The sequence below is a fragment of the Advenella alkanexedens genome (genome assembly GCF_019132845.1).
In the GTDB taxonomy this organism is placed as follows: Bacteria; Pseudomonadota; Gammaproteobacteria; order Burkholderiales; family Burkholderiaceae_B; genus Advenella; species Advenella alkanexedens.
Genome location: NZ_JAHSPR010000002.1, coordinates 327,906 through 354,868, shown reverse-complemented (window position 1 = coordinate 354,868; position 26,963 = coordinate 327,906). Strand labels below are relative to the sequence as shown.

Genomic DNA, 26,963 nt, shown 5'->3' with positions numbered 1-26,963 from the left:
TATTATGTCAGATCAAGCACTGCTCGATTGTGTTGAAATCAATACGGGCAACCACATCACGCACTCAATTATCTGGATGCACGGCCTGGGTGCCGATGCCAACGATTTCGTACCCGTTGTTCCCGAACTGAGACTACCCAAACCGTCAGGCATCCGTTTCGTTTTCCCCAATGCACCGGTACGTCCGGTTACCCTGAACAATGGCATCGCCATGCCTGCCTGGTTTGATATTATTTCCCTTGACCGCATCAACGGCCCCGAAGACGAAGCCGGTTTGCGCGAAACACAGCAGGCCATCGAAGCCCTGATTGCCCGTGAAAACGAACGCGGCATTCCGACTGAAAACATTTTCCTGGCCGGCTTCTCGCAGGGCTGCGCCATTGCCCTGTTAACCGGCTTGCGTCATCCCAAAAAACTGGCAGGTCTTATCTGCCTGTCGGGTTTTCTGCCTCTGGCAGCCAAAACCGAAGCCGAACGCAGCCAGGCAAATATTGATATCCCCATTTTCATGGCGCACGGCACCCAGGACCCGGTAGTGGTTCCCGAACGCGCACTTAACAGCAAGGCCAAACTGGAAGAACTGGGCTACCGCAACGTGCAATGGCACACTTACCCCATGCAGCATTCGGTTTGCCTGGAAGAAATCCGCGACATTTCAGATTTCATCCAGCAAAACCTGGCCTGATTAATCCGCCTGGTTCAACGGCATCCAGACCCTTCGCATTGAAGGGTCTTCTTCATCCGGGTCATTTTGCAAACCCAGACTGGTCATTAAATGCAACATGGGTTTGTTACTGGCCAGCACCACCCCTTCTATGTAAGCCAGTTCCTGTTTACGGGCCGCCTCTATCAGCTTGCTCATCAGGGTTCTGCCCAAACCACGCTTTTGCCATCCATCACCAATCACCAAGGCATATTCAGCACCCACGCCATCGGCATTACGCAAGTAATGCGCCAGACCAATAATCTCTTCCCGTGGTAACCCGCGATTGGCTTCGTTGGGCACCTGGATGGTGGCCACCAGTGCCAGCTCCCGGTGATAATCCACATAGGTATACCGGCTGAGCATTTTAGGCGTCAATTCACGCATCATGGAAACAAAACGCATGTAGCGCGACTTCTCGGACAGGCCCCTGATAAAACTCTGCAGCGCCTCGGCATCTTCAGGACGAATGGGTCGCAGCACCCAGGGCGTATCATCATCAAAACGTCGGTTTTCAATCAGGTAGTGCGGATACGGGAAGATCGCCATATGGTCGTAACCGGACTCACGTGGTGACACACCCGCTTGCTCATCAAGCACAATCCTGACATCTCTGGCATGGACTTCACGGTAACCCAGAATAATCGGGTTGATTTCAAGCGTCTGGATGCAGGGAAATTCGCTGACCAGATCAGCCACCGACTCCAGAATACGCTGCAACTTGACGAAGATGTGCGGTTCTACATAGGTTTCCAGTTCCTGACGCCAGACCCGGCTGCGCTTGATCAGCTGACCGGCCAGATAAGCGTTCAGGGGCGGCAGGTCAAGCCCTTTGTCACGGGATGAAAACACCACTTTGTGACCCCCTTCGCCAAAACGGATCCAGGGTCCAAAGATAGGGTCGTTCTGAACCAGTATCATGACGGCCGGCACCCCGTCTTCAACAGAAAACTGTTCGTCCTGCCCGTCTTCCTCCCAGGAAACCCCCACATTAAAACAGTCCAGCAGGCGCATGGCTTCGGACGGCTCCAGGGTACTGCGTTTTTCCTTAAGGGCGGTATCAAGCAGGGTACGGGCAGCCGGAATATCGGAAGGCCGGGAATCAGGCTGAGGGATCCTGAGCTGGTGCAACAGTTGCTGGTTATAGAAGTAATCACAGAGCGACATCATGGCCCCCAGCGCTGTTTCAGGGGTCCTGAACGCCGGCATGCCCGCCCGGTTAAGCAGCCTGCGAAACGGTCGCATGGTGGCCTCCCCCAGAATGCTGGTCACAATCGGTTTGGGCGCCTTGCGGGCATAAGCCGCCAATTGCTCAACCACCTTCTGCATGTCCATCAACTCATCGGGGGCCAGCATGACCAAGATGGCATCAACGCCGGCATCGTCCACCATCACCTTCAGACTCTCGATAAGCTGCTCTCCGGTTAGGGGGGCATAACTGATCGCAGGATTGCCCACTATCGCACCAGGGCCCAGAATACGTCTCAAGTCACGCAAACTGTTGCCGGATAGCGATGCCTTGGACAAGGCACTGCTGGAGCCCATCGCATCAAACGTCAGGGACGTTGAGCCTCGGCTATTGCCAAACACCACAATCCGTCCACCCTTGGGACGCCGGGCATAGGACAGCGCCTTCAGGGCGGCAAAAAGCTCGACAAAATAATCAACCCGGACCGCCCCGGCACGCCGGATGGCCGCCTCAAATACGGCATCATCCCCCTTCAGTTCGGGACTCGCCTTGCCGGCCCGCAAGACCAGAACCGGCTTGACACTGGAGGCCATGCGAATGGCACTAACCAGCTCCCGCCCGGAACCGAGCTTATCCATGTACAAGGCAATACTGTCGGTGCGGTTATCGGTAGCCAGGTACTCAATAATTTCAGGCAGGTCAACATCAATCACCTCTCCCATTGAAATGGCTGCCGACAGGCCAAGATCCACATCATTGGCCCAGTCCATAATGGACATGAGCAGCAGCCTTGACTGTGACACCACCGCCACCCTGCCCTGATTGGACAAAATGGGGTGCTTGCTAAGATTCAGGTTCAGGTGAGGACGCTGGATACCAAACGCACGCGGCCCCAACAGCAGGCACTTATGCTGCCTGGCCCAGCCCAGCACGAACCGGCGTATTTCAAGAGGATCATCATCAATGGTTTGGGTAGGCAGCAGGATCATGGCCCGGGGCGGCTTGCGTTCAAGAAACGACAAAACCATTTCCAGCCTGTCAGGTTGCACGCACAACACCGCCAGGTCTTTTCTCTCTTCACTTTCAATGGCTTCTTTGGCTGTCAGTTTCAAAAAGGATTCGGATGAGTCAAACGACATGAGCGTAGTGTTGCGCACCAGGTAAGCCGGCACCGATTCGCAAACCGGCAAGGAGACATCTGAAATCACGATTAACGATCTTGGCTCGAAGATGGAAGCCAGGCGATGACGCTGCATATATTCACTCACAAAAATATTAAGTTAAAATGAAATTTTTCTGAAGCCTGCCAACTCATTGTAAACTGTCTTGCCTCTTCTTTTAATCACTTAACTGTTTTAACTATCCATGACTTCTTCTGTTAGAACCCGTTTTGCCCCTTCCCCAACCGGCTATCTCCATTTGGGTGGTGCACGCACGGCCCTTTTCTCATGGGCGTTTGCACGCCATCACCAAGGCACTTTTGTATTGCGTATTGAAGATACCGACCTGGAACGCTCCACCCCCGAAGCGGTACAGGCCATTCTTGACGGCATGAAATGGCTGTCGCTGGAAGCGGATGAAGGCCCTTTCTACCAAATGCAACGCGCCGAACGTCACAAGGAAGTGATTGCCCAAATGCTGGCCGAGGGCTCGGCTTATTACTGCTACAGCACACCGGAAGAAGTTGAACAAATGCGTGAAAGCGCCAAGGCCAAGGGTCTGAAGCCCAAATACGATGGCACCTGGCGCCCTGAACCCGGTAAAACACTGCCCGCCATTCCTGAGGGTCGCAAACCGGTTGTCCGTTTCAAGAATCCCACTGAAGGCGCCGTTTCCTGGAATGACATGCTCAAAGGCACCATCACCATTGAAAACGCCGAGCTTGATGACCTGATCATTGCCCGTCCCGATGGCACCCCCACCTACAATTTCTGCGTGGTGGTTGATGACTGGGACATGCGTATCAGCCATGTTATTCGCGGTGATGACCACATCAACAACACACCACGCCAGATCAACATCCTGAAGGCCCTGGGTGCACCCATTCCCGAGTACGGACACGTGCCCATGATCCTGGGTCCAGACGGGCAAAAACTGTCAAAACGCCATGGCGCTGTCAGCATCATGGAATACGAAAAACAGGGTTACCTGCCCGAAGCCATGGTTAACTACCTGGCTCGCCTGGGCTGGAGCCACGGCGATGATGAAATCTTCTCGCGTGAACAGCTGGTTGAATGGTTTGACACCCGCAACCTGTCCAAATCGGCTGCCCAATGGGACCCCAAAAAACTCAACTGGGTCAATGCCCATTACATCAAGGCATTAAGCGACGAAGCGTTGCTGGAGCACGTTTTACCCCGCATTCACTCACGCGGTGGCAACACCGAGGGCCTGGACATGGTTGCTGTTCTCAATCTGTTCAAGGACCGTGCCGAAACCCTGGAGCAATTGGCTGAAAACGCCATGCTGTTCTGCGCTCCGTTCCAGCCCGCGACTGAAGAACTGCAAACCCAGTTCCTGACCGATGATGCCAAACGGATTCTGGCCGGCTTTGCCGAAAACGCCAGCAAGCTGAACACCTGGACCAGTGAAGCCCTTGATGCCCTGATCAAGGAAACCCTCAGCGAGCATGGCATCAAAATGCCCATGCTGGGCATTCCCTTGCGCCTTGCCGTCACCGGCCAGAAACAAACACCTTCCATTGGTGCCGTTCTGGCCATTATTGGCAAAACAACCGTTCTTGAACGCCTGCAAAACGCCATCTAGCGCTCCTTAAGAGCATCCAGGCACGCTACAAACAACGCATTGCCTTACGCCATCAGCACACCGCTGTTCATGGCGTTGGGCAAGGCGTTTTTTTATGCATGCCATAAAAAAACGCCAAACGGTTTTGTTGGTTTTTCGCCAATGGTTTTTTTATGCTTCAAGCAAAGCAACCCCGTTTTTTTACTTCAGAAAAACACAGTAAACCCGTCAGCGTCAGCAACATCAAAAAACGTTACAACAGCTCGTCAGGCTGATGACATTTACTGCCTGCTCATCGCATCTTTGCACAGTGAAAAAAGCGCAAGAAAAATATCCCGTCACGCTACAAGCCTTTATTTTCAATACTTTTGAAAAAAAAGTGTAATACACGAAAAATCTGTCAACCCAAAAAAAACGGCTCCTTCGGCCTTGATTTGCCTGATCAAAACAAACCCAGGCAATCGTTCCCGCACCAACTCAGACATAAAAATTTTATTTTCCAGGATTTAAAAATGGTTTTTTATAGCCTAATTGATGGCTAAGCTCTTAATATTGATAACAATTATCTTGTTTTTATTGTGCTTTATTTCAAAAGTATTGCGTGCGTTTCATGGCGTAATGAGTTACCCTTGCGGTTATAAAGGCAAATAAAATAATTGGCCTTTATAACCATTTGCAATGTTTCGCACTGAAAGCGGGGAACATATCAAATGGTGATACAAAGGAAGTAGAGTTATCCGTTGCCGGATTTATACTTTGACCTTGAAATTATATCTGTACAGATGTATTTAATTTTTTTCATATCCGGACCCTTTCCCAAGGAGTATTGCCATGGCAACAGCAGCCAAAAAAGCAATCAAAAAACCTGCAGCTAAAAAAGCTGCAACCAAAACAGTGGCTAAAAAAGCTACTGCCGTCAAGAAAACCGTTGCAGCTGAGACCCCTGCCGTAACAAAAACAGTTGTGAAGAAAGTCGCTGCTAAAAAAACCGTCGCAAAATCCGTTAGCAAAACAGCCGCTCCTGCAAAAAAAGCAGCCGCCACAAAAACAGTAGCTGCCAAGAAAACCACCACCAGCAAAACCGCTGCCGTGAAAAAAACAGCCGTCGCCAAAAAAGCGGCACCAGCCACTAAAACGCCAGCAGTCAAAAAAGCAGTAGCTGCCACAAAAGCGGCTCCGGCCAAAAAAGCGGCAACTGCCACTAAAGCCGCCGCTCCTGCCAAAAAAGCAACAACTGCCACTAAAGCCGCCGCTCCTGCCAAAAAAGCAACAACTGCCACTAAAGCCGCCGCTCCTGCCAAAAAAGCAGCCGCCACTAAGGCAGCACCCGCCAAGAAAACAACCGCAACAGCCAAAAAAGCCGTTGCCTCTGAAGTGCCAAGCACAGAAACCACCGTTGCAGCCAAGGCAAGTACAAAAACAGCGACAAAAACTGGCACCAAGATAGCCGTCGCCAAAAAAGCACCTGCCGCCAAGAAAGCAGCCGTGAAAAAAACCGCAGCCAGCAAAAAAACGGCTGATGCGGTAGCCAAAACAGGCAGCAACAGCAACTCATCCTGGCCATTCCCAACCGGGAATCGACCATAATCGGTTGAAGTAATTATAAAAGCCGTCTAAATTAAACACTTAGACGGCTTTTTTTCGGTTTTCTTTTATATGATCAATTCAATACTTAGTTTTCTACTCGGCACCTTTTTTTCCCTGTTTGTATCTGCCCTATTGGTCAGGGCATGGATGTTCTGGACCAGACTCCATCCTTTCAATCCCTATGTCATGGTTATTTATAAAGCAACCGACTGGCTGGTTCAACCTGTTCGCAAAATAATCCCAACCAGCAACAAAATAGACTGGACCAGCCTGCTACTGGCATGGGCTTGTTCAACGCTGCACGTTTTTCTTGTTTTCTCGCTCACACCAGCCAATGTAATCATCCAGACTTCGCTGGCAACCCTGCCATTGGTCGGACTGTTCATGACCGTCAAATGGGCGTTAACTTTGGTGTTATGGCTGTGTATTTTGCAGGCCATCCTCTCATGGATCAGTCCTGCTTCTCCTCTGATGCCCGTACTAAGGGTCTTGCTAGACCCAATGCTGAACCCGATTCGCCGTTTTCTGCCCAGCACCGGCGCTTTTGATTTTTCTCCGCTGGTGCTGATCCTGATTACACAGGTGCTGCAAATTGTTTTACAGCACCTGATGCTTGGCTAACATTACAGGGCAGGCAATGCCGTGCCAAATGCACTCATAAGACGGGAAGAAATCTCTTCCCGGCTTAAAAAGTGATTCTGGGGGCCTTGCGAGGCGATCTTGATGGCCCCCATCAAACTGCCCAAACGACAGCAATCTTCCCATCCCCAGCCCAGCGACAGGCCGTACAGCAGCCCGGCACGATGCGAATCCCCACAGCCGGTAGGATCGGTAACCGCTTCTGCCTTCACCGCCTCAATCGAGATTTGTTGGCCATCATGGTACAGGTCTGAACCTTCCGCGCCACGGGTAACCACCACCGCTTCAAGGTGCCCGGCAATTTGCGCCATGCTTTTTTCCAGACGCTGCTCAATCACCGATGCCTCATAGTCATTGACGGTCAGCACATTGGCCAGACCCAGCATACGCTCAAGATCGGCCTTGTCGAATAAGGGCATGGCCTGGCCCAAGTCAAAAATGAAGGGGATTCCAGCCTTGTTCAGGTTCTCGGCATGGGTAAACATACCATCTTTTGAATCCGGCGCCACAATCGCCCATACGGCCTTTTCCCGGCTGATATCGTTTTCAGCCGACTGCATCATGGCACCGGGGTGAAAAGCGGCAATCTGGTTGCCATCCAGGTCGGTTGTAATATGGCATTGGGGTGTGAAGGCATCAGGCAACACCCGGATGGCCCGCGTATCAATGCCCATGTCACGCATGCGCTGCAAATATTCCCGGGCATCTTTGCCAACCGTTGCCACCGGCACCGGATTGCCACCCAGCATGCGCAGGTTATAAGCGATATTTCCTGCACATCCCCCATACTCTTTACGCATGGTAGGCACAAAAAAAGAAACGCTTAATGACTTTATGTGCTCAGCAAGAATGTGATCCTTGAAGTGCCCCTCAAACAGGGTAATGGTATCAAACGCAACTGAACCGCATACCAGTACATCATTACTCATGACAATTAAACCTTATGGATAAACTAAACTAAGTTCGAAACCGGATACAGCCACATTAAAGACGGCAAGCGGCACATTGATGAAAACCTCGGTTCCTGGCTGAAACTTCTGTTCCAGCAAGTTGGGTTGCACATATTCCCGAGGCTCAAGAATTTTGGTAATTTCAATAAGACCCTGCTGGTTTTTCAAATTGATAACCAGCAAAGGCCATACCTGGGCACGGGCATCATTATTGCGCAGGATGAACTGAAGCCGCAAAGCCGTTACACCCTCCTGGGGCTTGGCCGCCAGATCAGGCTTGAGCACCCAGTTTTTAAGTTGCAGGCTGGCCAGGTTTTTATCGGAACCCAACTCACACCCAACAACCTGACAAATCTGCAACAAAGTGGGACGCAGGGAAGGCACCACATTGACCAGCTGATTTCGATATACCACCAGACTTTGCCCAATCAATAGCAGCAGTCCCAGGAAAATGCCAAGAATCCAGAACAAACTGGTATTGCGTCGTTCATAATCCGAAGCCGGATAGCTGTCCGTATCATCGGCACCCATCCGCAAGGGTTCATCATCATAAGTCACAGACGGCTCATGATGAACAATAATGGGATCGTCCTCCTGCCAGGACTGCCGACCTAAAACGGGCTCTTTCGGCTGTTCGTCATAAATGCCGGCATCATGCCCCACGTGAAAATCGGGCTCATCCTGCAAGCGGTGTTCATCGGGCATTTCATCCGGATCCGCCTTGATGTCATCATGATCATTATCAGAATCATCAGGATAAACATGACCGGTTTCCTGCCCCGCCATGACAGGCGCTTCAGGCCATACCGCCTGTTCATGCTCCAGCACCGGAAAGTCATCAACCTCTTCAGGCAACAGGGCCTCCCGGCCATTGAAAACATTCTTGCAGATACCGCAACGAACCAGACCATCCCGCAGGGCAAGCTGGTCTTCAGTAATGTTGAAAATGGTCTCACATTTCGTGCAACGGGTTTTCATCGGAATAATTCCTTGTTTTCATGCCCGCTGGCCATGCAGGCAAACCCAACCTTCATGGCTGCGCCAAACGCTCATTTTGATCCAGGGTTCATAGGCCATGGCCACCTCTTCAGCCTGCCTTTCCAGCACGCCAGACAGCACCAGATGACCGCCAGGGGCAACCCGACCGGCCAGCATGGGTGCCAGAACCTTGAGTGGATTTGACAGGATATTGGCCACGACCACATCAAAGGTACCAGCTGCCAGGCCATCGGGCAGGCAAACGTTTATATCCACCTCATTGGCCTGCGCATTATAACGGGCCGACTGAACCGCCTGTTCGTCAATATCGACACCCACTACCCGTGCCGCCCCCAGTTTTTTTGCCACAATGGCCAAAATCCCCGAGCCGCAGCCGTAATCAAGCACCTGCGTGTTGGCCGGCAGGCAGGCCTCAAGCCACTCGGTACAAAGGCGAGTGGTGGGATGACTGCCGGTTCCAAATGCCAGTCCTGGATCAAGTTCCACCAGAATGTTTTTCTGACTGTTTTCGGGTGCTTCCGGTGGCACGATGGGGTTATCCTTGTGCCAGCTGGGAACAATCCAGATGCGGCCTGCGATCTGGATAGGATCAAACTGCGATTGTGTCAGCCTTACCCAGTCTTCATCGGCCACTTCACGCAATTGGCTCTGGCTGGCGTAATCAATCCCGGTTTGCGTCTGCAATTGCGCCAGAAGGACTTCAGGCTCAATATCATCAGGCAACAGTGCCACAACCCGGTTATGCTTCCAGGCCTGCACGTCGGGCTCGGTACCCGGCTCACCAAACAAGGGTTGTTCCACATCGGTATCCCGATCGGCGTCTTCAACCGACACCGATAAAACACCCTCTTCAAGCAACAGATCCGACAGCTGCTCAGCGTCGTTTTCAGCACACATCAGCACCAGCTCACGCATCATTTTTCCTTATTATGAATTAAGCCGAGAATAAATCTCGGCCTATTTTTTCAAACCAGCATCAGTTTATGATTTACCACGTTCGCTAAGTCTTTCTTCCAGATAATGAATACTGGTTCCACCATCGGCAAAATTCGTATCGCTCATGAGATCACGATGCAATGGGATATTGGTTTGAATACCTTCCACCGCCATTTCCGACAACGCAATTTTCATGCGGGCAATGGCCTGCTCCCGTGTATCGCCATAGGTAATTAATTTGGCAATCATGGAGTCATAGTTGGGAGGTACTTTGTAACCGCTAAACACGTGAGAATCGAGCCTTACGCCAGGACCACCGGGTGTATGCCAGCTGGTGATAAGACCGGGGCATGGCATAAACGTATAAGGATCTTCGGCGTTAATCCGGCATTCAAGCGCATGGCCCCTGAACTGGATGTCTTTTTGTTTCAGTTTGAAGGGCTCTCCGGCAGCAATGAAAATTTGCTGTTGAACCAGATCAACGCCGGTAATGCATTCCGTTACGGTATGCTCAACCTGAATTCGGGTATTCATTTCGATGAAATAGAATTCACCGTTTTCATAAAGAAACTCGAATGTACCTGCTCCCCGATATGAAATACGACGGCAGGCATCGGCACAGCGCTCACCGATTTTTTCAATCAGCTTGCGTGGAATACCCGGTGCGGGGGCTTCCTCGATCACTTTCTGATGTCGACGCTGCATGGAGCAGTCACGCTCACCCAGCCAAATCGCTTCCTTGAAACCATCCGCCAATACCTGAATCTCGATGTGTCGTGGATTCTCGAGGTACTTTTCCATATAGACTTCAGGATTATTGAAAGCAGCCTGGGCCTCGGCCTTGGTCATTTGCACGGCGGTTAACAGGGCGGCTTCGGTGTGCACCACCCGCATGCCGCGTCCGCCACCACCACCGGCAGCCTTGATAATAACCGGATAGCCAATTTCACGGGCCGTTTTCAACACGTATTCGTTATCGTCAGGCAAAGCACCTTCCGAGCCGGGCACGACAGGCACACCCGCTTCAATCATGGCTTTTTTGGCACTGACTTTATCACCCATCATCCGAATGGTTTCAGGACGGGGGCCAATGAAAACAAAACCGCTACGCTCGACGCGCTGGGCAAAATCGGCGTTCTCAGCCAGAAAACCGTAACCGGGGTGAATGGCTTCGGCATCGGTCACTTCGGCAGCCGAAATAATGGCCGGCATGTGCAGATAACTTTGCTGGGGTGACGCGGGACCAATGCAGACTGACTCATCGGCCAGTCGCACGTATTTCGCATCGCGATCAGCTTCAGAGTGCACGACAACGGTTTTTATCCCCAGTTCCCGGCATGCCCGCTGGATTCGCAGTGCAATTTCACCACGATTCGCAATAAGAATTTTTTCAAACATATCAGGCAATCACGAAGAGAGGTTGACCAAATTCAACAGGTTCACCGTTTTCAACCAGGATTTCCTTGATCACCCCGGTTTTGTCCGCTTCAATTTCGTTAAGCAGTTTCATTGCTTCGATAATGCACAATGAGTCACCCTCTTTCACGCTGGTGCCCACTTCAACAAAAGCAGGTGCGTTGGGGTTGGGGGCACGGTAGAATGTGCCTACCATGGGAGCCTTGACAACATGACCGGTTACCACCGGTTCAGCACTGGCAGCAGGGGCTGCGGCTGGTGTGGCTGGCGCTGGTGCGACAGCTACGGTTGGCTCGGGAGCGGCAACGGGTGCAACAGGCTGCACTTGTGAGAATTTGACAATGCGAACTTTACCTTCGCCTTCTGTGATTTCCAATTCAGCGATTCCTGACTCGGCAACAAGGTCGATAAGGGTTTTTAGTTTTCTAAGATCCATAACATTTTCCGGTTGGAGGTGTTTAGTTAATTCAGTCTGCAAGGGTAATGCAAACGTCATTTAAAATAATGTTTTGCCGCATAATACATGGCTGCCGTGTACCCGTAAGCCCCCAACCCACAAATGACTGCGACAGCCTTGTCTGACAGATAAGAGTGGTGACGGAATGCTTCGCGCTGGTGCACATTTGAAATATGCACTTCGATGAACGGAATATTGACTCCGGCCAAAGCGTCGCGAATGGCTACACTGGTATGGGTATAGGCACCGGCATTGATAATAATGAAATCGATATTTCCCATGGCCTGCTGAATGCGATCAACAAGAGCGCCTTCATGGTTGCTTTGATAAAACTCACAGCAGACGTCCAGGCCAGCAGCTGTTTCCGCAAGTTCACGGTTGATGTCACCCAGGGTGTGACTGCCATAAATTTCAGGCTCGCGTGTGCCTAGCAAATTAAGGTTGGGCCCGTTAATGATGAGCAAATTTCGAGTCATTTAGCACATTATACAAACAAATAAACTCGTATTTAACGTCAAATTCACGTTTTTGTCTATTAAATTATCATATTCTTGCATATTCAAAATCAGCTTGAAAGCGTTTTAAGTATTTGTTCAAGCTCATCTTTTTCAACCTGGCCAAGGATTTTATGGCTAAGTTTACCACCTGCATCGAAGATCAGGGTAAACGGCAAACCACCCGTTTTATTACCCAGATTTTTCATTAGGCTGATGCTGCCCATGCCCGCCACCAGCAGGGGATAGGTCACCTTAACCTTTTCTTCGAATTTAAGCATATTGCGTTCGGTATCTGCGGCAAACCCGACAAAATTAACATTGGGATAAGTCTGGTGCAGGGCTTCGAGGTCAGGCATTTCCTTGACACAGGGTGGACACCAGGTGGCCCAGAAATTCAGCACCAGCGGTTTATTGGTGTACTCCCGCACGGTATGTGACTGCCCCGACATATCAGGGACAGAAAGATCAAACAGTTTATCCAGGGCTTCCTGGGATACATCAGTAATGTCAGAAGAGCTGCCGGCCTTCAGTGCCCAGGCCCGGGCGCCCGACAACAACAGCAGGAGCCCACCTGCCATTTTAAGCATATTTCTACGTTTCATTAAAATCCCGCTTTTAAAACAATGACTGTTTTTAACACAAATCACCACTTGGCTCCATGAGCCACATCACCTTTTAATCTTTTCAACGTTTTTTCAACAAGCTTGGCAGCAGAAAACACTTAAAATACCCACAGGAGATTTTTATGCATATTCATATTCTAGGTATTTGCGGGACCTTCATGGGCGGTCTTGCCCTGATTGCCCGTTCGGCCGGACACAAAGTAACCGGTTGCGACGCCGGGGTTTATCCCCCCATGAGCACCCAATTGCAGGAACAGGGTATTGAGCTGATCGAAGGGTTCGATGCCAGCCAGACCGAACTGAATCCCGATCTGTTCATCATCGGTAACGTGATTAGCCGTGGCAATCCATTAATGGAAGCCATTTTAGACCAGGGCAAGCCATATATATCAGGCCCCCAGTGGCTGGGCGACCATGTCCTTCAGTCACAACACGTTCTTTCTGTGGCTGGCACCCATGGCAAAACCACCACCAGCTCCATGCTGGCCTGGATTCTTGAACACGCGGGCCTGCAGCCCAATTTCCTGATTGGCGGCATTGCCCATGACCTGCAGGTATCCGCCCGGTTCAATCCGGAAAACAAATATTTTGTGATTGAAGCCGATGAATATGACACCGCGTTCTTCGACAAGCGCTCAAAATTCGTGCATTATCACTCTCGCACCGCGGTCCTGAACAACCTGGAATTTGATCACGCCGATATTTTCCCCGACCTGGCCGCTATCGAAACCCAGTTTCATCACCTGGTTCGCACGGTGCCGGGTTCGGGCTGTATTATTTATCCATCCCGGGACGAAGCCCTGCAACGCGTACTGGCACGGGGCTGCTGGTCGGGCACCGACACCTTTGGTCCTGGTGCCCAATGGCAATACGCCAACCACGATGCCGCCGGCACCCGTTTTGACGTGCTTTACCAAAACCGGGTTGTGGCGCACATCAACTGGCAGCACAATGGTGTTCATAATATGAACAATGCCCTGGCCGCGATTGCCGCCGCCCATCATGTTGGCATCAGCGCAGAACAATCTGCCCAGGCATTAAACTGTTTTCAGGGCATCCGGCGGCGCATGGAGTTGCGGGCAAGCGTGAATGATATTCACGTGTACGACGATTTTGCCCATCACCCCACAGCGATTGCCACTACCCTGGCAGGCCTGCGCAACCAGGTTGGCCCGCAACGCATCCTGGCCGTGCTCGAACCACGCTCCAACACCATGAAACTGGGCACCATGGCAGCGCGCCTGCCACAAGCCCTGGAACAGGCCGATCGGGTATTCTGTTTTGGTGCCAAAGAAGGCAAGCATGCGCTGGGCTGGGATCCAAAAACCGTTTTTGCCGGCCAGCAAGATCGCGTTGGCACCCATGACAACCTTGAAGCGCTAACCACAGCCGTCCTTCAGCAGGCTCGGCCAGGCGACCATATTCTTATCATGAGCAATGGTGGTTTTGGCGGATTTCACGATAAACTGATTGCCGCCCTGAAACAAAAATTCACTTGATTTTTTAGCGGCCCTTTATTATTTTTCATATGATTCTGTATTTACATGGTTTTCGGTCTTCGTCCCTGTCGGCCAAGTCACAGCTAATGCAACAGGCCATGGCCAACCGTGGACTGAGCCATGCTTTCGCTGGCCCCAACCTGCCTGTTTCGCCCAGACAGGCCATAGAATTGGCCCTTGCCACAGCCCACCAGCTCTGCCAGGGTCGGGACGTGCACCAGCTAACCGTGATTGGTTCGTCCCTGGGCGGATACTATGCAACCTGGCTGGCCAATGAAATGGGCTGCAAAGCGGTTCTTGTCAACCCGTGCATTTATGCCGCGCGTGACCTGTCCACCCAACTCGGCCCCATGACCTGCTTTCACAGCGATGAGCCGTTCGAACTGAAAGCGGAACATATCAAGGAACTGGCGGAACTGTTCGTACCGGCAATCAGGCACCCGGAAAAATTTTTCCTGCTGGCCCGCATGACTGACGAGGTGCTGGACTGGCGAGAAATGCAACATCGCTACGCTGGCGCAAAACAATTAATTATTCCCGGTGGGGATCACGGTTTTTCAGATTTTGAAGAATATATTCCCCAAGTCCTGGACTTTGCCTTAAACAATTAGGAAAAAAACTCAATGTACGTAGTTTTTGAAGACAACGGTCAATTTAAAGCCGAAAAAATCTTGTCTGAAGCCGACACCTCCCTGCAGGTGGAGTCGGCGTCCGGGAAAAGAAGCAAAATAAAACGCAACAACACGATTTTCTTCTTCGACAACCATAACCCGCTCACCCTGCTGGAAGAGGCTGGAAAACTGGCTGAAGACATTGATCTGGAGTTTCTGTGGGAATGTGCTCCTCAACAGGAATTCCAGGTGGAAGAACTGGCCCGTGACTACTTCGGCCATGAACCCGGCATCCTGGAAAAAACCGCCCTGTTGCTGCGCCTTCATGGTGCCCCGGTCTATTTTCATCGCAAAGGCAAGGGCCAATACCGCCCGGCGCCACCCGATATACTGAAAGCGGCACTGGCTGCTCTCGAAAAAAAACAGAAACAGGCCGAACAACAAGCCATCTGGATCGAACAGATCAAGCAGGGTATTGTGCCGGAAGCTTTTAAACCGGTCATTCATACCTTCCTGGCCAAACCCGACAAAAACACGCTTGAATGGAAAGCCTTTAACCAGGCCCTGAACGAAACCGGAGAAACCATCGAGCAGCTGTTGCTCCGACTCCGGGTTTATCCACACCCGCTGGCCATCCATCGTGAGAAATTCCTGGGCCTGAACTTCCCCAAAGGCACGCAATTCAAGGATATTACGCTACCTGCCGTACCCGATTTGCCACTGGCCGATGTTGAACCCTATTCCGTCGACGATCTGTTCACCACCGAGATTGACGATGCTTTCTCGGTACACCAGGAAAATGGCAGCATATACCGCATTGGCATCCATATTGCGGCTCCCGCCCTGATCGTTGAGCGCGACTCGGAACTGGACAAACTGGCCCGCGAGCGGATGTCCACCGTTTACATGCCCGGAGACAAGATCCCGATGCAACCGGAATCGGTCATCAACACCTTTTCACTGGTTGCCGGTAAAACCACGCCCGCCGTATCCCTGTACATCCGGGCCGATATCGAGACCGGAGAAATACTGTCATCAGAAACCCGGCTTGAACAGATTTGCGTACAGGAAAACCTGCGCACCAACCTGATCGACCACCTGATTACCGTCGAGTCCCTGGAAGACGAAAGCCTGCCCATGCCCTATCCGTTCCTGTTCAGACCACTCTGGAAACTGGGGCAGCACCTGAAAAAGGCCCGGGAAGTAATTCGCGGCAAACCTGAAAACAACTCCAGGGTGGAGTACACCTTTGTGCTGGATGGCCCGGCTGATGACCCTCATTCAGTTATCAACCTGGCACCCCGCCGTCGTGATGCACCGCTCGACCTGATTGTGGCCGAGTTCATGCTGCTGGCCAATACCCAATGGGCCGGTTTCCTGAATGGTAACGGCCTGCCCGGCATTTTCAGGTCACAGCAAGCCGGTCGCACCCGCATGTCCACCCATCCGCTTCCCCATGAAACCATTGGCGTTCCTCATTATGCATGGTGCACCTCACCCTTAAGGCGCTACGTCGACCTGATCAACCAGAGCCAGATTATTGCCGCCGCACAACATGGCATCTCGGCCCGTCTGGTGGCGCCTTTCAAACCCAAAGACGCCGACCTGTTCGCCATTATCGGGGCCTTTGAATCGCAATACACCCTGTGGGGAGAATTCCAAAACCGTCTTGAGCGTTTCTGGTGCCTGCGCTGGTTTGAGCAGCAACAAGTTACCCGCGTTGAAGCCACGGTATTGCGCGATAACCTGGTCCGCTTCAACAACGCCCCCTTTGTGACCGAAATCAATGGCATGCCCGAACTTGAACGCGGCAGCATTGTGGAAATCGAATTAATGGGCAACAACCTTCTTGAACTAACCCTGGACTGCCAGTACATCAGACACATTGAACCCGAAGAACCCGTCACTCATGCAACAGAGGCCAACCCGTCATGAACACTCCCTTGCATTTTGCCGTCATGGGCAACCCCATCCAGCACAGTTACTCACCCCTGCTGCATTCGCTCTTTGCCAAACAGGCAGGCCTGGACATCAACTATGAAAAAATGCTGGTTCCCCTTGAGGACTTTGAGTCTGCCGTACACACCTTTTTTGAACAAGGCGGCAAAGGCCTGAACATTACCATCCCCTTCAAGCTCAGGGCCCATGAACTGGCCAGGGGCAATCTGTCCCGGCGTGCCCAATCCGCCGGTTCGGTCAATACGCTCTGGATGGAAGAAGGGCAACTGCACGGCTGCAATACCGACGGCATTGGCATGGTCAACGATATCCGGCGCCAGGGCATTGCCCTTGAAGGTAAAAAAATCCTGCTGCTGGGTGCCGGTGGTGCCGCCCGGGGCGTTATTTTGCCACTGTTAGAATCCGGTTGCCAGCAATTGCAGGTGGTCAACCGTACCGCCGCCAAAGCCACGGAACTGGCCAGGCAATGCCAGACCAACCTGCCTCAATACGCCAACATCTTCAGGGCCGGTGGTTTTGAACACATCCAGGGCCAGTGGGATATTGTCATCAACGCTACCTCCAGCAGCTTGCAGCACCATACCCTGCCACTGCCGGCAGGCCTGTTCACCCAAGACAGCCTGGCCTACGACATGGTTTACACACCCGACAACAACACCCCCTTCCTGCAACAGGCCCGCAAAGATGGCGCCGGAATCACATCGGATGGTCTGGGAATGCTGGTTTACCAGGGCGCGGAAAGCTTCTTTATCTGGAACCATATCCGTGTCAATCCGGTTCCCGTTCTTGAAACCCTGCGTCAACAACTGATTTCGGGCTAATGACTGCATTGCCCCTGCTGCAATCCCTGTTGACCCGGTTACGCCAATATCCGCAAAAAATCCGGCAACAGTCGCTTGCCAGCACCTTGTGTCAACTGGCCGTTGCTGCTGCAGGTCTTGTTATGCTTTACCAGGTCTGGCTGTTCCTGTGGGTATGCTGGTATAGCATCTTCAACCCATGGGGCAGTGCCATAATGAGCCAGCAGGCATCAATCCTTTCCCAAAGAAACCCGCCCGTCGCCATTCGTTATGAGTGGGTCAGTTACGATCAGATTAGCGACAATCTGAAAAAAGCCGTGATTGCCTCTGAAGACGCCAACTTCGTCTCCCATGGCGGTATTGAATGGGACGCCATTGAGCAGGCCTGGCGCTACAATACGGCACAAAGCGAAAAAGGCAGGAATAAAATCCGCGGAGGCTCCACCATTTCCCAGCAACTGGCCAAAAACCTGTTCCTGTCCAATGATCGCAGCTATATCAGAAAAGGCCAGGAACTAATCATTACCTTTATGCTTGAAACGGTCATGTCCAAAGAACGCATTCTGGAACTGTACTTGAACCTGGCCGAATGGGGCACCGGTATTTTTGGTGCACAGGCAGCCAGCCAGCACTATTACAAAACCGATGCCAGCAAGCTCAGCCAAAAACAGGCAGCCCAGCTGGCCGTCTTGTTACCCAATCCCAGGGTTTACGGTGCCAACATTGGCAGCCGCTATGTGCAATCACGCACACGGACTATCCAGGCAAGAATGAAATCGGCAAAAATCCCCGAAACGCAATAAACCGGCTGTTGCCAGAAATTAACATTTTCACGTATTCAGGATGGGTTTGCCACTCATTTAAAAGTTACAATCCAAGGCAGTTGCTTACGATACGAACCCTCAGCATCACAACAATACCCTTATAATTTGTAAATAATTTTATTTTTTCCGCTTACATGCAAACTGCCCGTCGTTATCTTGCCAGTGAAATATACCGAGCCACTACTGCTGTCCTGCTGGTGTTGCTGGGTCTGTTTACTTTTTTTTCCCTCATCGACGAGCTGGATAAAGTCAACGATAATTTTTCCCTGCTGTCCCTTTTATACCTGGAATCCCTGCAAATACCCACCCGGCTGTATGACTTGCTGCCTATCGGGCTGCTAATTGGGGCCACCATGGCCCTGGCCGGCCTGGCGCAACGCAATGAACTGGTTATTTTGCGAGTGTCCGGTGTCAGCAGTGCCAAGCTGCTGCTCATGCTTTGGGTGATTTGCATCCCTATCATGGGCGGCGCCCTGGTGCTATCCGAATTTGCCGCACCGGCGGCCGAAATCAAAACCAGCGAACTCAGCCTGAAGTTCCTGGGCAAGGCCAAAGGTGGACGCATGAGCAGTGGTTACTGGTTTCGCGAACCCGATCCGGAAGGCAATGCCCGGGTCATCAATATTGGTACGCTGTCAGACAACGGCAACGTCCAGGACATCCGCATTATTACCTACGACAAAACCAACGGGCAATTCCTGCATTTCTCCCACGCCCAGAACGGTTTTTTCCAGGACAACACCCTGACCCTGAACGATGTGGCGCAAACCCAAAGCACCGTCAACATTGAAGAAGCCCTGGCCGACCCCAATGACCCGGTCAATGCGGTCGCGAAAATCGTGTCCCTCCCTTCTTTAACCCTGCAAACCACCCTGACGCCAGATCGCCTGCTGGCAGGTGAGTTACAGCCGGAAAAAATGTCCGTCATCTCGCTACTTGATTATATTAGCTACCTTGATGACAACAATTTGCAAACCAACCGGCAATTCGTGGCTTTATGGCGCAAAGGAAGTTATCCCTTTACCTTGCTGGTCATGATGACCATTGCCGCTCCCATCAGCTTCGTTCAAACCCGCAGCGGTGGCGTTGGTGCAAAAGTGTTCATAGGCATTTTGCTGGGTGTGGCGTTTTTCATGTTCAACCAGCTGTCCCTTAACCTAGGCATGTTGAACAACCTTCCCGCCTGGATAACCGCTTTGGCACCCAATCTGCTCGGTCTGGCTGTGGCCCTGATGGCGTTATACTTTATGGAAGCCAAACGAACCACAAAAAACCATACAACCGAAACTGACAAGAAAAAGTCAAAACAACAAGGTTAATCATGAATAAAAACGTTTGGGCTGTTGGTGACTTACAGGGCTGCTGTAAGGCACTTGATGCATTACTGGAACAACCTGAAATCAAAGACGATCCCAACTGTGAATTATGGTTTGCCGGTGACCTGACCAACCGCGGCCCGGAGTCATTGCGCACGCTAAGACGGCTGATTGAACTGGGTGACAGGGCCGTTTGCATCCTGGGCAACCATGACCTGCACTTGCTGGCTGTTTATGCCGGCATCCGGCGACAAAACAAATCAGATACCATCGACGATATCCTGAATGCCAAGGATGCCAGGGACCTGATCAATTGGCTCAGGCACCGCCCGCTGGCCCATTACGATTACGGACACCTGATGGTCCATGCAGGTGTCATGGCCAAGTGGGATCTGGCCACCACCTTGCGCCTGGCCAATGAGGCGGCAGAATCCCTGCGCTCCCGGGACTGGAAAAAAAACCTGCAGAACATGTATGGCAATGAACCCTCTCAATGGAAAGAATCCCTCGAAGGTTCAAAGCGCCTGCGGGTGATTATCAATGCGCTTACCCGCATCCGTTTATGCACCAGCAAAGGCCATATGGATTTTGCATCCAAGGAAGCGCCAGGCAGCGACAAGGGCCTGATCCCCTGGTTCGAGGTTCCCGGTCGTAAAACCGTCGATGACACCATTATTTTTGGCCATTGGTCCACACTGGGATTACTGCTGCGTGAGCACCTGATTGCCCTTGACACCGGCTGCGTATGGGGAGGCAAGTTAACCGCCATCCGTCTTAACGACAGAAAGCTGATACAAATCGCGGCTGTAAATTAACCCCACAATCATAAAGTCCACCTCATAAAAAAACCACTATTCCGCTCAAATTGGAATAGTGGTTTTTTTATTGCATACCCAGGATTTGCTCAGGCCAGCTCTTTTTTCAGTTCCTGAATAATAGCCGTACGAATTTCACCGGCAATTTCAGTCCGTGTGGCCTCTACCGGCACACCAGGCTGATTAAGCGGTTCAAGAAAACGGACATAAACCAGCACACCCCGTGAACTTAGCAAGTGCCAGATATTGTTCACCAGAGTCTGCTCACCCACAAAGGCCACCGCACCACTGCGCCGGCCATGCTGCGTGAAGACAAGCGCCACCGGCTGAATGGGCACCATCGCCCTGAGCGGTGGCTCAAACAGGCTGGTATGCAAGGAACGCATATCCATACCATCGGTGGTTGTCCCTTCAGGGAACAGGCCAACACAGGCCCCGTTGCCGAAAAGCCCAAGAATAGACTTGCTCACCCGGGAAATGGCATGACGCTGGCCCCGTTCGATAAAAATCGTGCCAACCGATGCCACCAGCCAGCCAATCACCGGCCAGCTCCTGATTTCACTTTTTGCAATAAATGAGGTCGTGCGACAACTGTTCAGGATAAAGATATCGATCCATGAAACATGGTTGGCCACCCACATGACCGCGCCTTTCAGGATAGGCTGCCCTTCAACCACAATACGCACGCCACAGACTTTCATCAAATGACGTGACCAGCAACGGGTGATAATGTCGCGTGAGGACTGCTTAAGCAATGGATACAGCAAGGAGGTGCTTACCAGGCCAAACGCCAGCATAAGGATCAGAAAAAAAACCCTTATGCTGAAAAGCATTATTCGCAGAATCAAGCCGACTCCCACACAACCCGTCCACTCACCAGGGTCATTTTGACCTTGGCCGGCAGTTCATAGCCAAAAAATGGCGTATGGCAGCTTTGGCTGAAAATGGTTTCACGGTTGACAACCCAGGCAGCGTCAAGATCCACCAGCGCCAAATCAGCAGGCGCACCAATATCCAGCTGACCGCAAGGTGGCAGGGCAGGCGCACCGGACAACAGAATGGAGGCCGGCTGTGTGGTGATTTTGGCCAATGCGTCCAATACCGGGGTTTTGGTTTCCAGGGCCCATTTATAAACCAGGGAGAATAACAGTTCCACACCGGTCGCACCCTGCTCCGCCTCGGAAAACGGCAGGAGCTTGCCATCATCGTCAACAGGCGTATGATCGGAACAAATGGCATCAATCGTGCCATCGGCCAGGCCCTGACGGATCGCATCACGGTCACGCTGTGAACGTAAAGGTGGATCCAGACGATAATTGCTGTCAAAAAAACCGATGTCCTGGTCGATCAGGTGAATCTGGTTGATAGACACATCACAACTGACCGGCAAGCCTTCGGCCTTGGCCTTGCGTACCAGATCCAGCCCGGCCGCACTTGAAACCCGGCACAAGTGCAAACGCACACCCGTGCTTTTTTGCAACTCGAACAGGGCATGCAAGGCAATGGTTTCAGCCTGCACAGGCACACCTGCCAGTCCCGTACGCGAAGCAAATGGCCCACTGGCGGCTACGCCCCCCTTGGACAAGCCCGCATCGAAGGGATATAGCCACAAGGTATAGTCGAAGGTTTTGGCATACTGCATGGTACGGAACAGCACACCGTAATCAATTAATGGACGCACCGCCTGAGAAAACGCCACACAGCCGGCTTCGGTCAGCTCAGCCATTTCAGTGATGATTTCTCCTTTCAGACCCTGCGTCATGGCACCCAATGGGTATAGATTGGCCTGATTAAGCTGTTTGGCGCGGTGTTTCAGCATTTCCACCAGCCCGGGCTCATCAAGTACCGGATCGGTATCCGGAGGAATGACCAGGCTGGTCACACCACCTGCCAGCGAGGCATGCATCTCGGACTCAAGGGTTGCGCGGTGCTCGAAACCGGGCTCACGCAAACGGACAGACAAATCGACCAGGCCAGGCACGACCGCCAGCCCTTGCGCATCAATAACGCGTTTGGCCTCGAACGAAGGATCCGCCTTGCCAATGCCCACCACGCGTCCGGAAGCAATTGAAATATCACATGTCTGGTCAATGCCGTTTTTGGGATCAAGCAAACGACCGTTTTTAATCAAGATTTTCACTGACTAGCTCCTGCCACAATACTCATAACAGCCATCCGGACTGCAATACCAAAATTCACCTGGTTCAGAATGACCGCCTGATCGCCATCGGCAACAGCAGAATCAATTTCAACCCCCCGGTTCATGGGGCCAGGATGCATGACGATGGCATCAGGTTTGGCATAAGCAAGTTTTTCCCGTGTTAAGCCATAATGCTTGAAATACTCTTGCGAAGAAGGCAATAGTGCCCCTTTCATGCGTTCGTTTTGCAGACGCAGCATGATAATCACATCCACGTCTTTCAGACCCTGCTCCATATTCGTGAAGACACGAACCCCCATTTGCTCAAGTCCACCCGGCAACAGGGTTAGTGGGGCAATCGCACGAATTTCTGCCGCTCCCAGTGTAGTGAGTGCATGAATGTCGGAACGGGCCACGCGCGAATGCAAAATGTCACCCACAATGGCGACCGTTAAATTGGAAAAGTCTTTCTTGAAATGACGGATCGTGTACATATCAAGCAGACCCTGGGTGGGGTGTGCATGACGGCCATCACCCGCATTAACCACATGAATATGCGGTTCGACATGCTGGGCGATAAGATAAGGCGCACCGCTGGCTTCGTGCCTGACCACAAAAATATCGGCCTGCATGGCCGTCAAATTACTGATGGTGTCCAGCAGGGACTCGCCTTTGGCCGTAGATGAGGCATTGATATTCAGGTTGAATACATCTGCTGACAAACGCTTTGCCGCAATCTCGAACGTGGTTCTGGTACGTGTTGAGTTTTCAAAGAAAAGATTGAAAACGCTCTTGCCACGCAACAGCGGCACTTTCTTGACTTCCCGTTCCGCCAGGGGAACAAAAGTTTGTGCAGTATCCAGGATGTGAGTCAGAATATCTTTGGGCAATCCCTCTGTACTCAGTAAATGCGTTAACTCTCCGTGTCGATTAAGCTGAGGATTATGCACCGACGTTTTCCTTTTTTAAATCAATATCAAATAATCTTTGTTCATTTTGTGACAACACAAAATTGGTTCCTTTTTCCAGGGGAATCACGCCGCCGCATATATTGGGGGCTACCGGCAGCTCACGGCCACCACGGTCAATAAGTACGGCCAGGGAAATGGAAGCGGGACGCCCGTAATCGAAAAGCTCGTTGATGGCAGCCCTTGTGGTGCGACCGGTATACAAAATATCGTCCACCATGATGATATGCTTGCCATTGACCTCAAAGGGAATGGAGCTGGGCAGAACCTGCGAATGCAGGCCGATTTTATGAAAATCGTCCCGATACAGACTGGTGTTGATCACGCCGGAGGGATTTTTCAGCTTGAGGTCTTTTTGCAACCGTTCCACCAACCAGGCACCCCCCGAATAAATGCCAACCAGGTGCACCAAGTCAGGGTCAAGTTTCCCAAGAAGATCTTCAATGCCCGCTTTCATATGCGCATACAAGTCTTCCGCTCTAGGTAGAGTTAACTCCATTGTTTCTTCCTGTAATTGTCAAAATCATGTTTTGTCATTTTACGCCAGCTTATCCAGATAACGTTGCAAAATAATGGATGCGGCCACCGCATCATCATCATCGTTGTTGCCCAGGTACGACTGGGCCTCCAGACTGGAGCCCCGTTCATCGACCAGCTCAACCTTGACGGCGAATCGCCCGTTAAGCTGGTTGGCAAAACGCCGGCTTTGCAATGAGGCGGGCTGTTCCTGGCCCTCGAGCGTGAGCGGCAGGCCGACTATGACACAATCGGGCTGCCACTCGTTCAGTAGTTGAGCGATTTGCTCGAAACGGGCCTGTTTGGTGGCAGGCCTCAGGATACACAGCGGACGGGCGCTTTTGGTCAGGCTGTTGCCAATTGCAACGCCAATTTTCTTCAGGCCGAAATCAAAGGCCAGAAAAGTCTGCTCAGGCATGCCCGGATTCACCTGACAGGGCAGAAGGCTCAATGCCCAGCAGGGCCAGGGCCGCCACATAACGTTCGGCGGGTGCCTTGTCAAAAATCACCGACATGTCGGCATCGACATTCAGCCAGGCATTATCGGCAATTTCCTGTTCCAGCTGCCCGGCATTCCAACCCGAATAACCCAGTGATATAAACACTTTTTCAGGGCCGGTACCCTTGGCCACATCTTCAAGGACATCGCGTGACGTGGTTAAAGCCATATCACCCAAAACAACGCTTGAACGGTAGTTGCGAACCGGACTGTGCAACACAAAACCCCGGTCTGTCTGGACCGGACCACCATAAAAAACAATCCCTTTGGGGTCCGATTCCTGAACGTCAAGTTCCAGCCTTTCGAGCAGGGTTTTCACGGACAAGTCGGTGGGTCGGTTTAACAGCAGGCCCAGTGCGCCCTGCTCTGAATGCTCGCAAACATAAATAACCCCGCCTTCAAAAAGGTCTGAGTTATGTGAAGGCATGGCCATCAGGAACTGGTTGGCCATGCTCATGAAACCGGGCTCTGTTGGCGCTGACTGTTCTTCCATGATTGACTCCCTGGATTATTTTGTTCTTACTGTTGATCAGATTTCCATCATCTCGAAATCTTCCTTGCGGGCACCGCATTCGGGACAGACCCAATTTGGCGGTACATCTTCCCATTTGGTACCCGGTGCAATACCCTCTTCGGGCAAGCCGGCTTCTTCGTCATAAACCCAACCACAAATCAAACACATCCAAGTGCGCATAGAGATACTTTCCAACAATAAATATAAATGAAACCTTAATTTTAGTTTGAAATCATTCCCGATATTTGATTTATCGAAAATGGCTACAATCCAATAATCCCAATAGTACAGAAACAAAGCCAGATTGTGTCCAATTCCTTACCCGCAACCGTATTATTTTTCAATGTTTTCGACCCCAGCGGACGGTTCGGTCTGCCCGCCGGAGCGATTACGGCCAACCGCCTGAAATGCCACCCGCTGGCCTCAATCACCGCCCTGGCCGTCCAGGACACCGCCGCCACCGAATCCATCCATCCAGTTGACCCGGAAATATTGAACAACCAGGCCCGCTGCCTGCTGGAAGACTGTGCCATCCAGGCCATCAAGGCCAATGGTTTTTGTTCGACCGAAACCGTCAGCATCATCGCGCAAATCGCTGCCGATTACGACACCGCGCCTTTGGTGGTGGATCTGGGCAAAACCTTTTTCAACACCCTTAACAGCCCTGACCCTGAAGATATTGAAGACATCATCAGCGCGGTCAAGGACTTGTTGCTGCCCCTGGCGCACACCGTGGTACTTGACCACACGTACGCCAATCAATGGGCCGGCGAAGACAACAGCAACACACAAGATCTCATCCAGTTCATCCTTGGGCAAGGTGCCCGCCATTGCCTGTTGCTGGGTCAACCACTTGAGGACAGAAAAAAAACCAACATCCTGTACAGCCCTGAAGGCACGGAGCTTGTGAGCGCTTATTTTCCCGACCGCCACCCCGAAGCCGGAGACATTGCCAGCACGGCCCTTTGCTGTTACCTGGCCAAAGGCATGCCCGTTTTGCAAGCCTCTGAAAAAGCAATACAATACACCCAATCAATACTTGAACAATGCTACCCCTTAGGCATGGGAAAACCCATGCCCAATCAATTTGACCATGACTGAAAAACTGCGTTTCCCCCGAGGGCTGTATGGCATTACCCCCGCCTGGGACGACATTGAAAAACTCTACAAAGCCATTGAACAGGCCTGCGAAGGCGGCATGAATGTACTGCAATGGCGCCGCAAAAACACGCCGTTTGAAACGGCCCTTGAACAGGCCGCCAAGGTTGCCGGAATCTGCAAACAGCACGGCACGCTATTTTTCATTAATGACGACTGGAAGCTGGCCCTGGCCATTGACGCAGACGGCGTTCATCTTGGCCGTGAAGACGCAGATCCCGTGTATGTCCGGCAACAGGCGGCCAGCCACCACCGGCAGGCACCGCTGCTGATTGGCGTGTCCTGCTACAATGAGCTGGACAAGGCCCGGCAGGCCATCGAACAGGACCTGGACTATGTCGCCTTTGGCGCACTGTTTGCCTCACAGGTCAAACCCGAGGCCGAAAAAGCGACCCTTGATCTTTTTCCCGCTGCCAGACTGCTGGTACAAAACCAATCTCCACGCCCCGCCCTGGTGGGTATTGGCGGCATAGACATCCATAATGCCCAAAGCGTCATCCAGGCCGGTGCGGACAGTATTTCCGTCATTTCCGGACTGTTTGAACAAACCGATATCCGCAGTACGGCCCAGGCCCTTTCCAACCTTTTTGAAAACTGAATCTC

General features: G+C 51.9%; 29 protein-coding genes. 13 read left to right on the top strand and 16 right to left on the bottom strand.

The genetic code is table 11. From position 1 onward, the window contains the following. Position 1 precedes the first annotated feature (1 nt). On the top strand, positions 2-685 hold the full coding sequence (locus KU392_RS04105) for an alpha/beta hydrolase (RefSeq protein WP_371808388.1): 684 nt from the start codon (positions 2-4) through the stop codon (positions 683-685). Here the strand turns inward: KU392_RS04105 and KU392_RS04100 are convergent, their stop codons facing one another. Continuing rightward, positions 686-3,148: a bifunctional acetate--CoA ligase family protein/GNAT family N-acetyltransferase gene (locus tag KU392_RS04100; RefSeq protein WP_217734628.1), complete on the bottom strand. Its 2,463-nt coding sequence runs from the start codon at positions 3,146-3,148 to the stop codon at positions 686-688. It lies immediately after the preceding gene. A 109-nt stretch (positions 3,149-3,257) separates the two neighbouring features. Between KU392_RS04100 and gltX the strand changes: the two genes are divergently transcribed. Next, complete coding sequence (gltX, locus tag KU392_RS04095; protein WP_169293607.1) at positions 3,258-4,658, top strand: glutamate--tRNA ligase; 1,401 nt, start codon at positions 3,258-3,260, stop codon at positions 4,656-4,658. Between the two features lie 39 nt (positions 4,659-4,697). Continuing rightward, positions 4,698-5,009, top strand: a complete 312-nt coding sequence (locus KU392_RS04090) for a hypothetical protein (protein ID WP_169293606.1) — start codon at positions 4,698-4,700, stop codon at positions 5,007-5,009. 416 nt (positions 5,010-5,425) lie between these two features. Here KU392_RS04090 and KU392_RS14445 read toward each other — a convergent pair whose 3' ends face one another. Further along, positions 5,426-6,187 carry a hypothetical protein gene (locus KU392_RS14445; RefSeq protein ID WP_217734627.1) on the bottom strand — a complete coding sequence of 254 codons (762 nt, stop codon included), beginning with the start codon at positions 6,185-6,187 and terminating at the stop codon, positions 5,426-5,428. Positions 6,188-6,293: 106 nt separating this feature from the next. On the opposite strand from KU392_RS14445, the gene KU392_RS04080 reads away from it, so the two are divergent. Then, complete coding sequence (locus KU392_RS04080; RefSeq protein ID WP_169293605.1) at positions 6,294-6,845, top strand: YggT family protein; 552 nt, start codon at positions 6,294-6,296, stop codon at positions 6,843-6,845. A gap of 2 nt (positions 6,846-6,847) precedes the next feature. Here the strand turns inward: KU392_RS04080 and KU392_RS04075 are convergent, their stop codons facing one another. The 7 genes from KU392_RS04075 to KU392_RS04045 all read right to left on the bottom strand — a co-directional run bounded on the left by KU392_RS04075 (position 6,848) and on the right by KU392_RS04045 (position 12,720). Then, entirely contained in the window at positions 6,848-7,792 is a 945-nt protein-coding gene (locus KU392_RS04075) for a carbohydrate kinase family protein (protein ID WP_169293604.1), read from the bottom strand. Positions 7,793-7,804: 12 nt separating this feature from the next. Further along, positions 7,805-8,791 carry a zinc-ribbon and DUF3426 domain-containing protein gene (locus KU392_RS04070; RefSeq protein ID WP_169293603.1) on the bottom strand — a complete coding sequence of 329 codons (987 nt, stop codon included), beginning with the start codon at positions 8,789-8,791 and terminating at the stop codon, positions 7,805-7,807. A gap of 18 nt (positions 8,792-8,809) precedes the next feature. Further along, positions 8,810-9,727, bottom strand: a complete 918-nt coding sequence (gene prmA, locus KU392_RS04065) for a 50S ribosomal protein L11 methyltransferase (RefSeq protein ID WP_169293664.1) — start codon at positions 9,725-9,727, stop codon at positions 8,810-8,812. A 66-nt stretch (positions 9,728-9,793) separates the two neighbouring features. Beyond that, the gene (gene accC, locus KU392_RS04060) at positions 9,794-11,146 is read right to left on the bottom strand and encodes an acetyl-CoA carboxylase biotin carboxylase subunit (RefSeq protein ID WP_169293602.1); all 1,353 of its coding nucleotides are present in this window, start codon (positions 11,144-11,146) and stop codon (positions 9,794-9,796) included. Between the two features lies 1 nt (position 11,147). Then, complete coding sequence (accB, locus tag KU392_RS04055; protein WP_169293601.1) at positions 11,148-11,600, bottom strand: acetyl-CoA carboxylase biotin carboxyl carrier protein; 453 nt, start codon at positions 11,598-11,600, stop codon at positions 11,148-11,150. 56 nt (positions 11,601-11,656) lie between these two features. After that, entirely contained in the window at positions 11,657-12,097 is a 441-nt protein-coding gene (gene aroQ, locus KU392_RS04050) for a type II 3-dehydroquinate dehydratase (RefSeq protein ID WP_169293600.1), read from the bottom strand. Positions 12,098-12,186: 89 nt separating this feature from the next. Then, a complete protein-coding gene (locus tag KU392_RS04045; RefSeq protein ID WP_246587274.1) occupies positions 12,187-12,720 on the bottom strand; it encodes a TlpA family protein disulfide reductase in 534 nt (177 codons plus the stop codon). Between the two features lie 143 nt (positions 12,721-12,863). Between KU392_RS04045 and mpl the strand changes: the two genes are divergently transcribed. The 7 genes from mpl to KU392_RS04010 all read left to right on the top strand — a co-directional run bounded on the left by mpl (position 12,864) and on the right by KU392_RS04010 (position 20,565). Beyond that, a complete protein-coding gene (gene mpl, locus KU392_RS04040) occupies positions 12,864-14,240 on the top strand; it encodes a UDP-N-acetylmuramate:L-alanyl-gamma-D-glutamyl-meso-diaminopimelate ligase (protein ID WP_217734626.1) in 1,377 nt (458 codons plus the stop codon). 29 nt (positions 14,241-14,269) lie between these two features. After that, complete coding sequence (locus tag KU392_RS04035; protein ID WP_169293598.1) at positions 14,270-14,851, top strand: YqiA/YcfP family alpha/beta fold hydrolase; 582 nt, start codon at positions 14,270-14,272, stop codon at positions 14,849-14,851. Between the two features lie 12 nt (positions 14,852-14,863). Continuing rightward, complete coding sequence (locus tag KU392_RS04030) at positions 14,864-16,786, top strand: ribonuclease catalytic domain-containing protein (protein ID WP_169293597.1); 1,923 nt, start codon at positions 14,864-14,866, stop codon at positions 16,784-16,786. Beyond that, positions 16,783-17,631 carry a shikimate dehydrogenase gene (gene aroE / locus KU392_RS04025; protein WP_169293596.1) on the top strand — a complete coding sequence of 283 codons (849 nt, stop codon included), beginning with the start codon at positions 16,783-16,785 and terminating at the stop codon, positions 17,629-17,631. The genes KU392_RS04030 and aroE overlap by 4 nt, the downstream gene beginning before the upstream one ends. Positions 17,632-17,753: 122 nt before the next feature. Further along, complete coding sequence (gene mtgA, locus KU392_RS04020) at positions 17,754-18,413, top strand: monofunctional biosynthetic peptidoglycan transglycosylase (protein ID WP_246587315.1); 660 nt, start codon at positions 17,754-17,756, stop codon at positions 18,411-18,413. A gap of 155 nt (positions 18,414-18,568) precedes the next feature. Beyond that, positions 18,569-19,753 (top strand): LPS export ABC transporter permease LptG, encoded by a 1,185-nt coding sequence (gene lptG / locus KU392_RS04015; RefSeq protein ID WP_169293594.1) that lies wholly within the window; start codon positions 18,569-18,571, stop codon positions 19,751-19,753. 2 nt (positions 19,754-19,755) lie between these two features. Continuing rightward, positions 19,756-20,565: a symmetrical bis(5'-nucleosyl)-tetraphosphatase gene (locus tag KU392_RS04010; RefSeq protein ID WP_169293593.1), complete on the top strand. Its 810-nt coding sequence runs from the start codon at positions 19,756-19,758 to the stop codon at positions 20,563-20,565. 89 nt (positions 20,566-20,654) lie between these two features. On the opposite strand, the gene KU392_RS04005 is transcribed toward KU392_RS04010, so the two are convergent. From KU392_RS04005 to KU392_RS03975, 7 genes are read right to left on the bottom strand one after another with little or no spacing between them, the layout of a single operon-like run. After that, a complete protein-coding gene (locus KU392_RS04005) occupies positions 20,655-21,407 on the bottom strand; it encodes a lysophospholipid acyltransferase family protein (protein ID WP_217734681.1) in 753 nt (250 codons plus the stop codon). Positions 21,408-21,409: 2 nt separating this feature from the next. Then, positions 21,410-22,705, bottom strand: a complete 1,296-nt coding sequence (locus KU392_RS04000) for a dihydroorotase (protein WP_169293592.1) — start codon at positions 22,703-22,705, stop codon at positions 21,410-21,412. Beyond that, positions 22,702-23,655 carry an aspartate carbamoyltransferase catalytic subunit gene (locus tag KU392_RS03995; RefSeq protein ID WP_169293591.1) on the bottom strand — a complete coding sequence of 318 codons (954 nt, stop codon included), beginning with the start codon at positions 23,653-23,655 and terminating at the stop codon, positions 22,702-22,704. Before KU392_RS03995 ends, KU392_RS04000 begins: the two co-directional genes overlap by 4 nt. After that, positions 23,648-24,172, bottom strand: coding sequence for a bifunctional pyr operon transcriptional regulator/uracil phosphoribosyltransferase PyrR (gene pyrR, locus KU392_RS03990; protein ID WP_169293590.1), 525 nt, complete (start codon positions 24,170-24,172; stop codon positions 23,648-23,650). The genes KU392_RS03995 and pyrR overlap by 8 nt, the downstream gene beginning before the upstream one ends. A gap of 39 nt (positions 24,173-24,211) precedes the next feature. After that, positions 24,212-24,607 (bottom strand): Holliday junction resolvase RuvX, encoded by a 396-nt coding sequence (ruvX, locus tag KU392_RS03985; protein WP_169293589.1) that lies wholly within the window; start codon positions 24,605-24,607, stop codon positions 24,212-24,214. Beyond that, the gene (locus KU392_RS03980; protein ID WP_217734625.1) at positions 24,600-25,181 is read right to left on the bottom strand and encodes a YqgE/AlgH family protein; all 582 of its coding nucleotides are present in this window, start codon (positions 25,179-25,181) and stop codon (positions 24,600-24,602) included. Before KU392_RS03980 ends, ruvX begins: the two co-directional genes overlap by 8 nt. Before the next feature lie 36 nt (positions 25,182-25,217). Further along, a complete protein-coding gene (locus KU392_RS03975; RefSeq protein ID WP_169293587.1) occupies positions 25,218-25,382 on the bottom strand; it encodes a rubredoxin in 165 nt (54 codons plus the stop codon). A gap of 126 nt (positions 25,383-25,508) precedes the next feature. On the opposite strand from KU392_RS03975, the gene thiD reads away from it, so the two are divergent. Beyond that, a complete protein-coding gene (thiD, locus tag KU392_RS03970; RefSeq protein WP_217734624.1) occupies positions 25,509-26,303 on the top strand; it encodes a bifunctional hydroxymethylpyrimidine kinase/phosphomethylpyrimidine kinase in 795 nt (264 codons plus the stop codon). Further along, on the top strand, positions 26,296-26,958 hold the full coding sequence (gene thiE / locus KU392_RS03965; protein WP_217734623.1) for a thiamine phosphate synthase: 663 nt from the start codon (positions 26,296-26,298) through the stop codon (positions 26,956-26,958). The genes thiD and thiE overlap by 8 nt, the downstream gene beginning before the upstream one ends. The last annotated feature ends 5 nt before the right edge of the window (positions 26,959-26,963 follow it).

Bases quoted from the DNA above. Each gene is read 5' to 3' on its own strand.
- KU392_RS04100 (WP_217734628.1), bottom strand. From the start codon at position 3,148: ATGCAGCGTCATCGCCTGGCTTCCATCTTCGAGCCAAGATCGTTAATC.
- gltX (WP_169293607.1), top strand. From the start codon at position 3,258: ATGACTTCTTCTGTTAGAACCCGTTTTGCCCCTTCCCCAACCGGCTAT.
- KU392_RS04080 (WP_169293605.1), top strand. From the start codon at position 6,294: ATGATCAATTCAATACTTAGTTTTCTACTCGGCACCTTTTTTTCCCTG.
- KU392_RS04075 (WP_169293604.1), bottom strand. From the start codon at position 7,792: ATGAGTAATGATGTACTGGTATGCGGTTCAGTTGCGTTTGATACCATT.
- KU392_RS04070 (WP_169293603.1), bottom strand. From the start codon at position 8,791: ATGAAAACCCGTTGCACGAAATGTGAGACCATTTTCAACATTACTGAA.
- prmA (WP_169293664.1), bottom strand. From the start codon at position 9,727: ATGCGTGAGCTGGTGCTGATGTGTGCTGAAAACGACGCTGAGCAGCTG.
- accC (WP_169293602.1), bottom strand. From the start codon at position 11,146: ATGTTTGAAAAAATTCTTATTGCGAATCGTGGTGAAATTGCACTGCGA.
- accB (WP_169293601.1), bottom strand. From the start codon at position 11,600: ATGGATCTTAGAAAACTAAAAACCCTTATCGACCTTGTTGCCGAGTCA.
- aroQ (WP_169293600.1), bottom strand. From the start codon at position 12,097: ATGACTCGAAATTTGCTCATCATTAACGGGCCCAACCTTAATTTGCTA.
- KU392_RS04045 (WP_246587274.1), bottom strand. From the start codon at position 12,720: ATGAAACGTAGAAATATGCTTAAAATGGCAGGTGGGCTCCTGCTGTTG.
- mpl (WP_217734626.1), top strand. From the start codon at position 12,864: ATGCATATTCATATTCTAGGTATTTGCGGGACCTTCATGGGCGGTCTT.
- KU392_RS04035 (WP_169293598.1), top strand. From the start codon at position 14,270: ATGATTCTGTATTTACATGGTTTTCGGTCTTCGTCCCTGTCGGCCAAG.
- KU392_RS04030 (WP_169293597.1), top strand. From the start codon at position 14,864: ATGTACGTAGTTTTTGAAGACAACGGTCAATTTAAAGCCGAAAAAATC.
- aroE (WP_169293596.1), top strand. From the start codon at position 16,783: ATGAACACTCCCTTGCATTTTGCCGTCATGGGCAACCCCATCCAGCAC.
- mtgA (WP_246587315.1), top strand. From the start codon at position 17,754: ATGCTTTACCAGGTCTGGCTGTTCCTGTGGGTATGCTGGTATAGCATC.
- lptG (WP_169293594.1), top strand. From the start codon at position 18,569: ATGCAAACTGCCCGTCGTTATCTTGCCAGTGAAATATACCGAGCCACT.
- KU392_RS04010 (WP_169293593.1), top strand. From the start codon at position 19,756: ATGAATAAAAACGTTTGGGCTGTTGGTGACTTACAGGGCTGCTGTAAG.
- pyrR (WP_169293590.1), bottom strand. From the start codon at position 24,172: ATGGAGTTAACTCTACCTAGAGCGGAAGACTTGTATGCGCATATGAAA.
- ruvX (WP_169293589.1), bottom strand. From the start codon at position 24,607: ATGCCTGAGCAGACTTTTCTGGCCTTTGATTTCGGCCTGAAGAAAATT.
- KU392_RS03980 (WP_217734625.1), bottom strand. From the start codon at position 25,181: ATGGAAGAACAGTCAGCGCCAACAGAGCCCGGTTTCATGAGCATGGCC.
- KU392_RS03975 (WP_169293587.1), bottom strand. From the start codon at position 25,382: ATGCGCACTTGGATGTGTTTGATTTGTGGTTGGGTTTATGACGAAGAA.
- thiE (WP_217734623.1), top strand. From the start codon at position 26,296: ATGACTGAAAAACTGCGTTTCCCCCGAGGGCTGTATGGCATTACCCCC.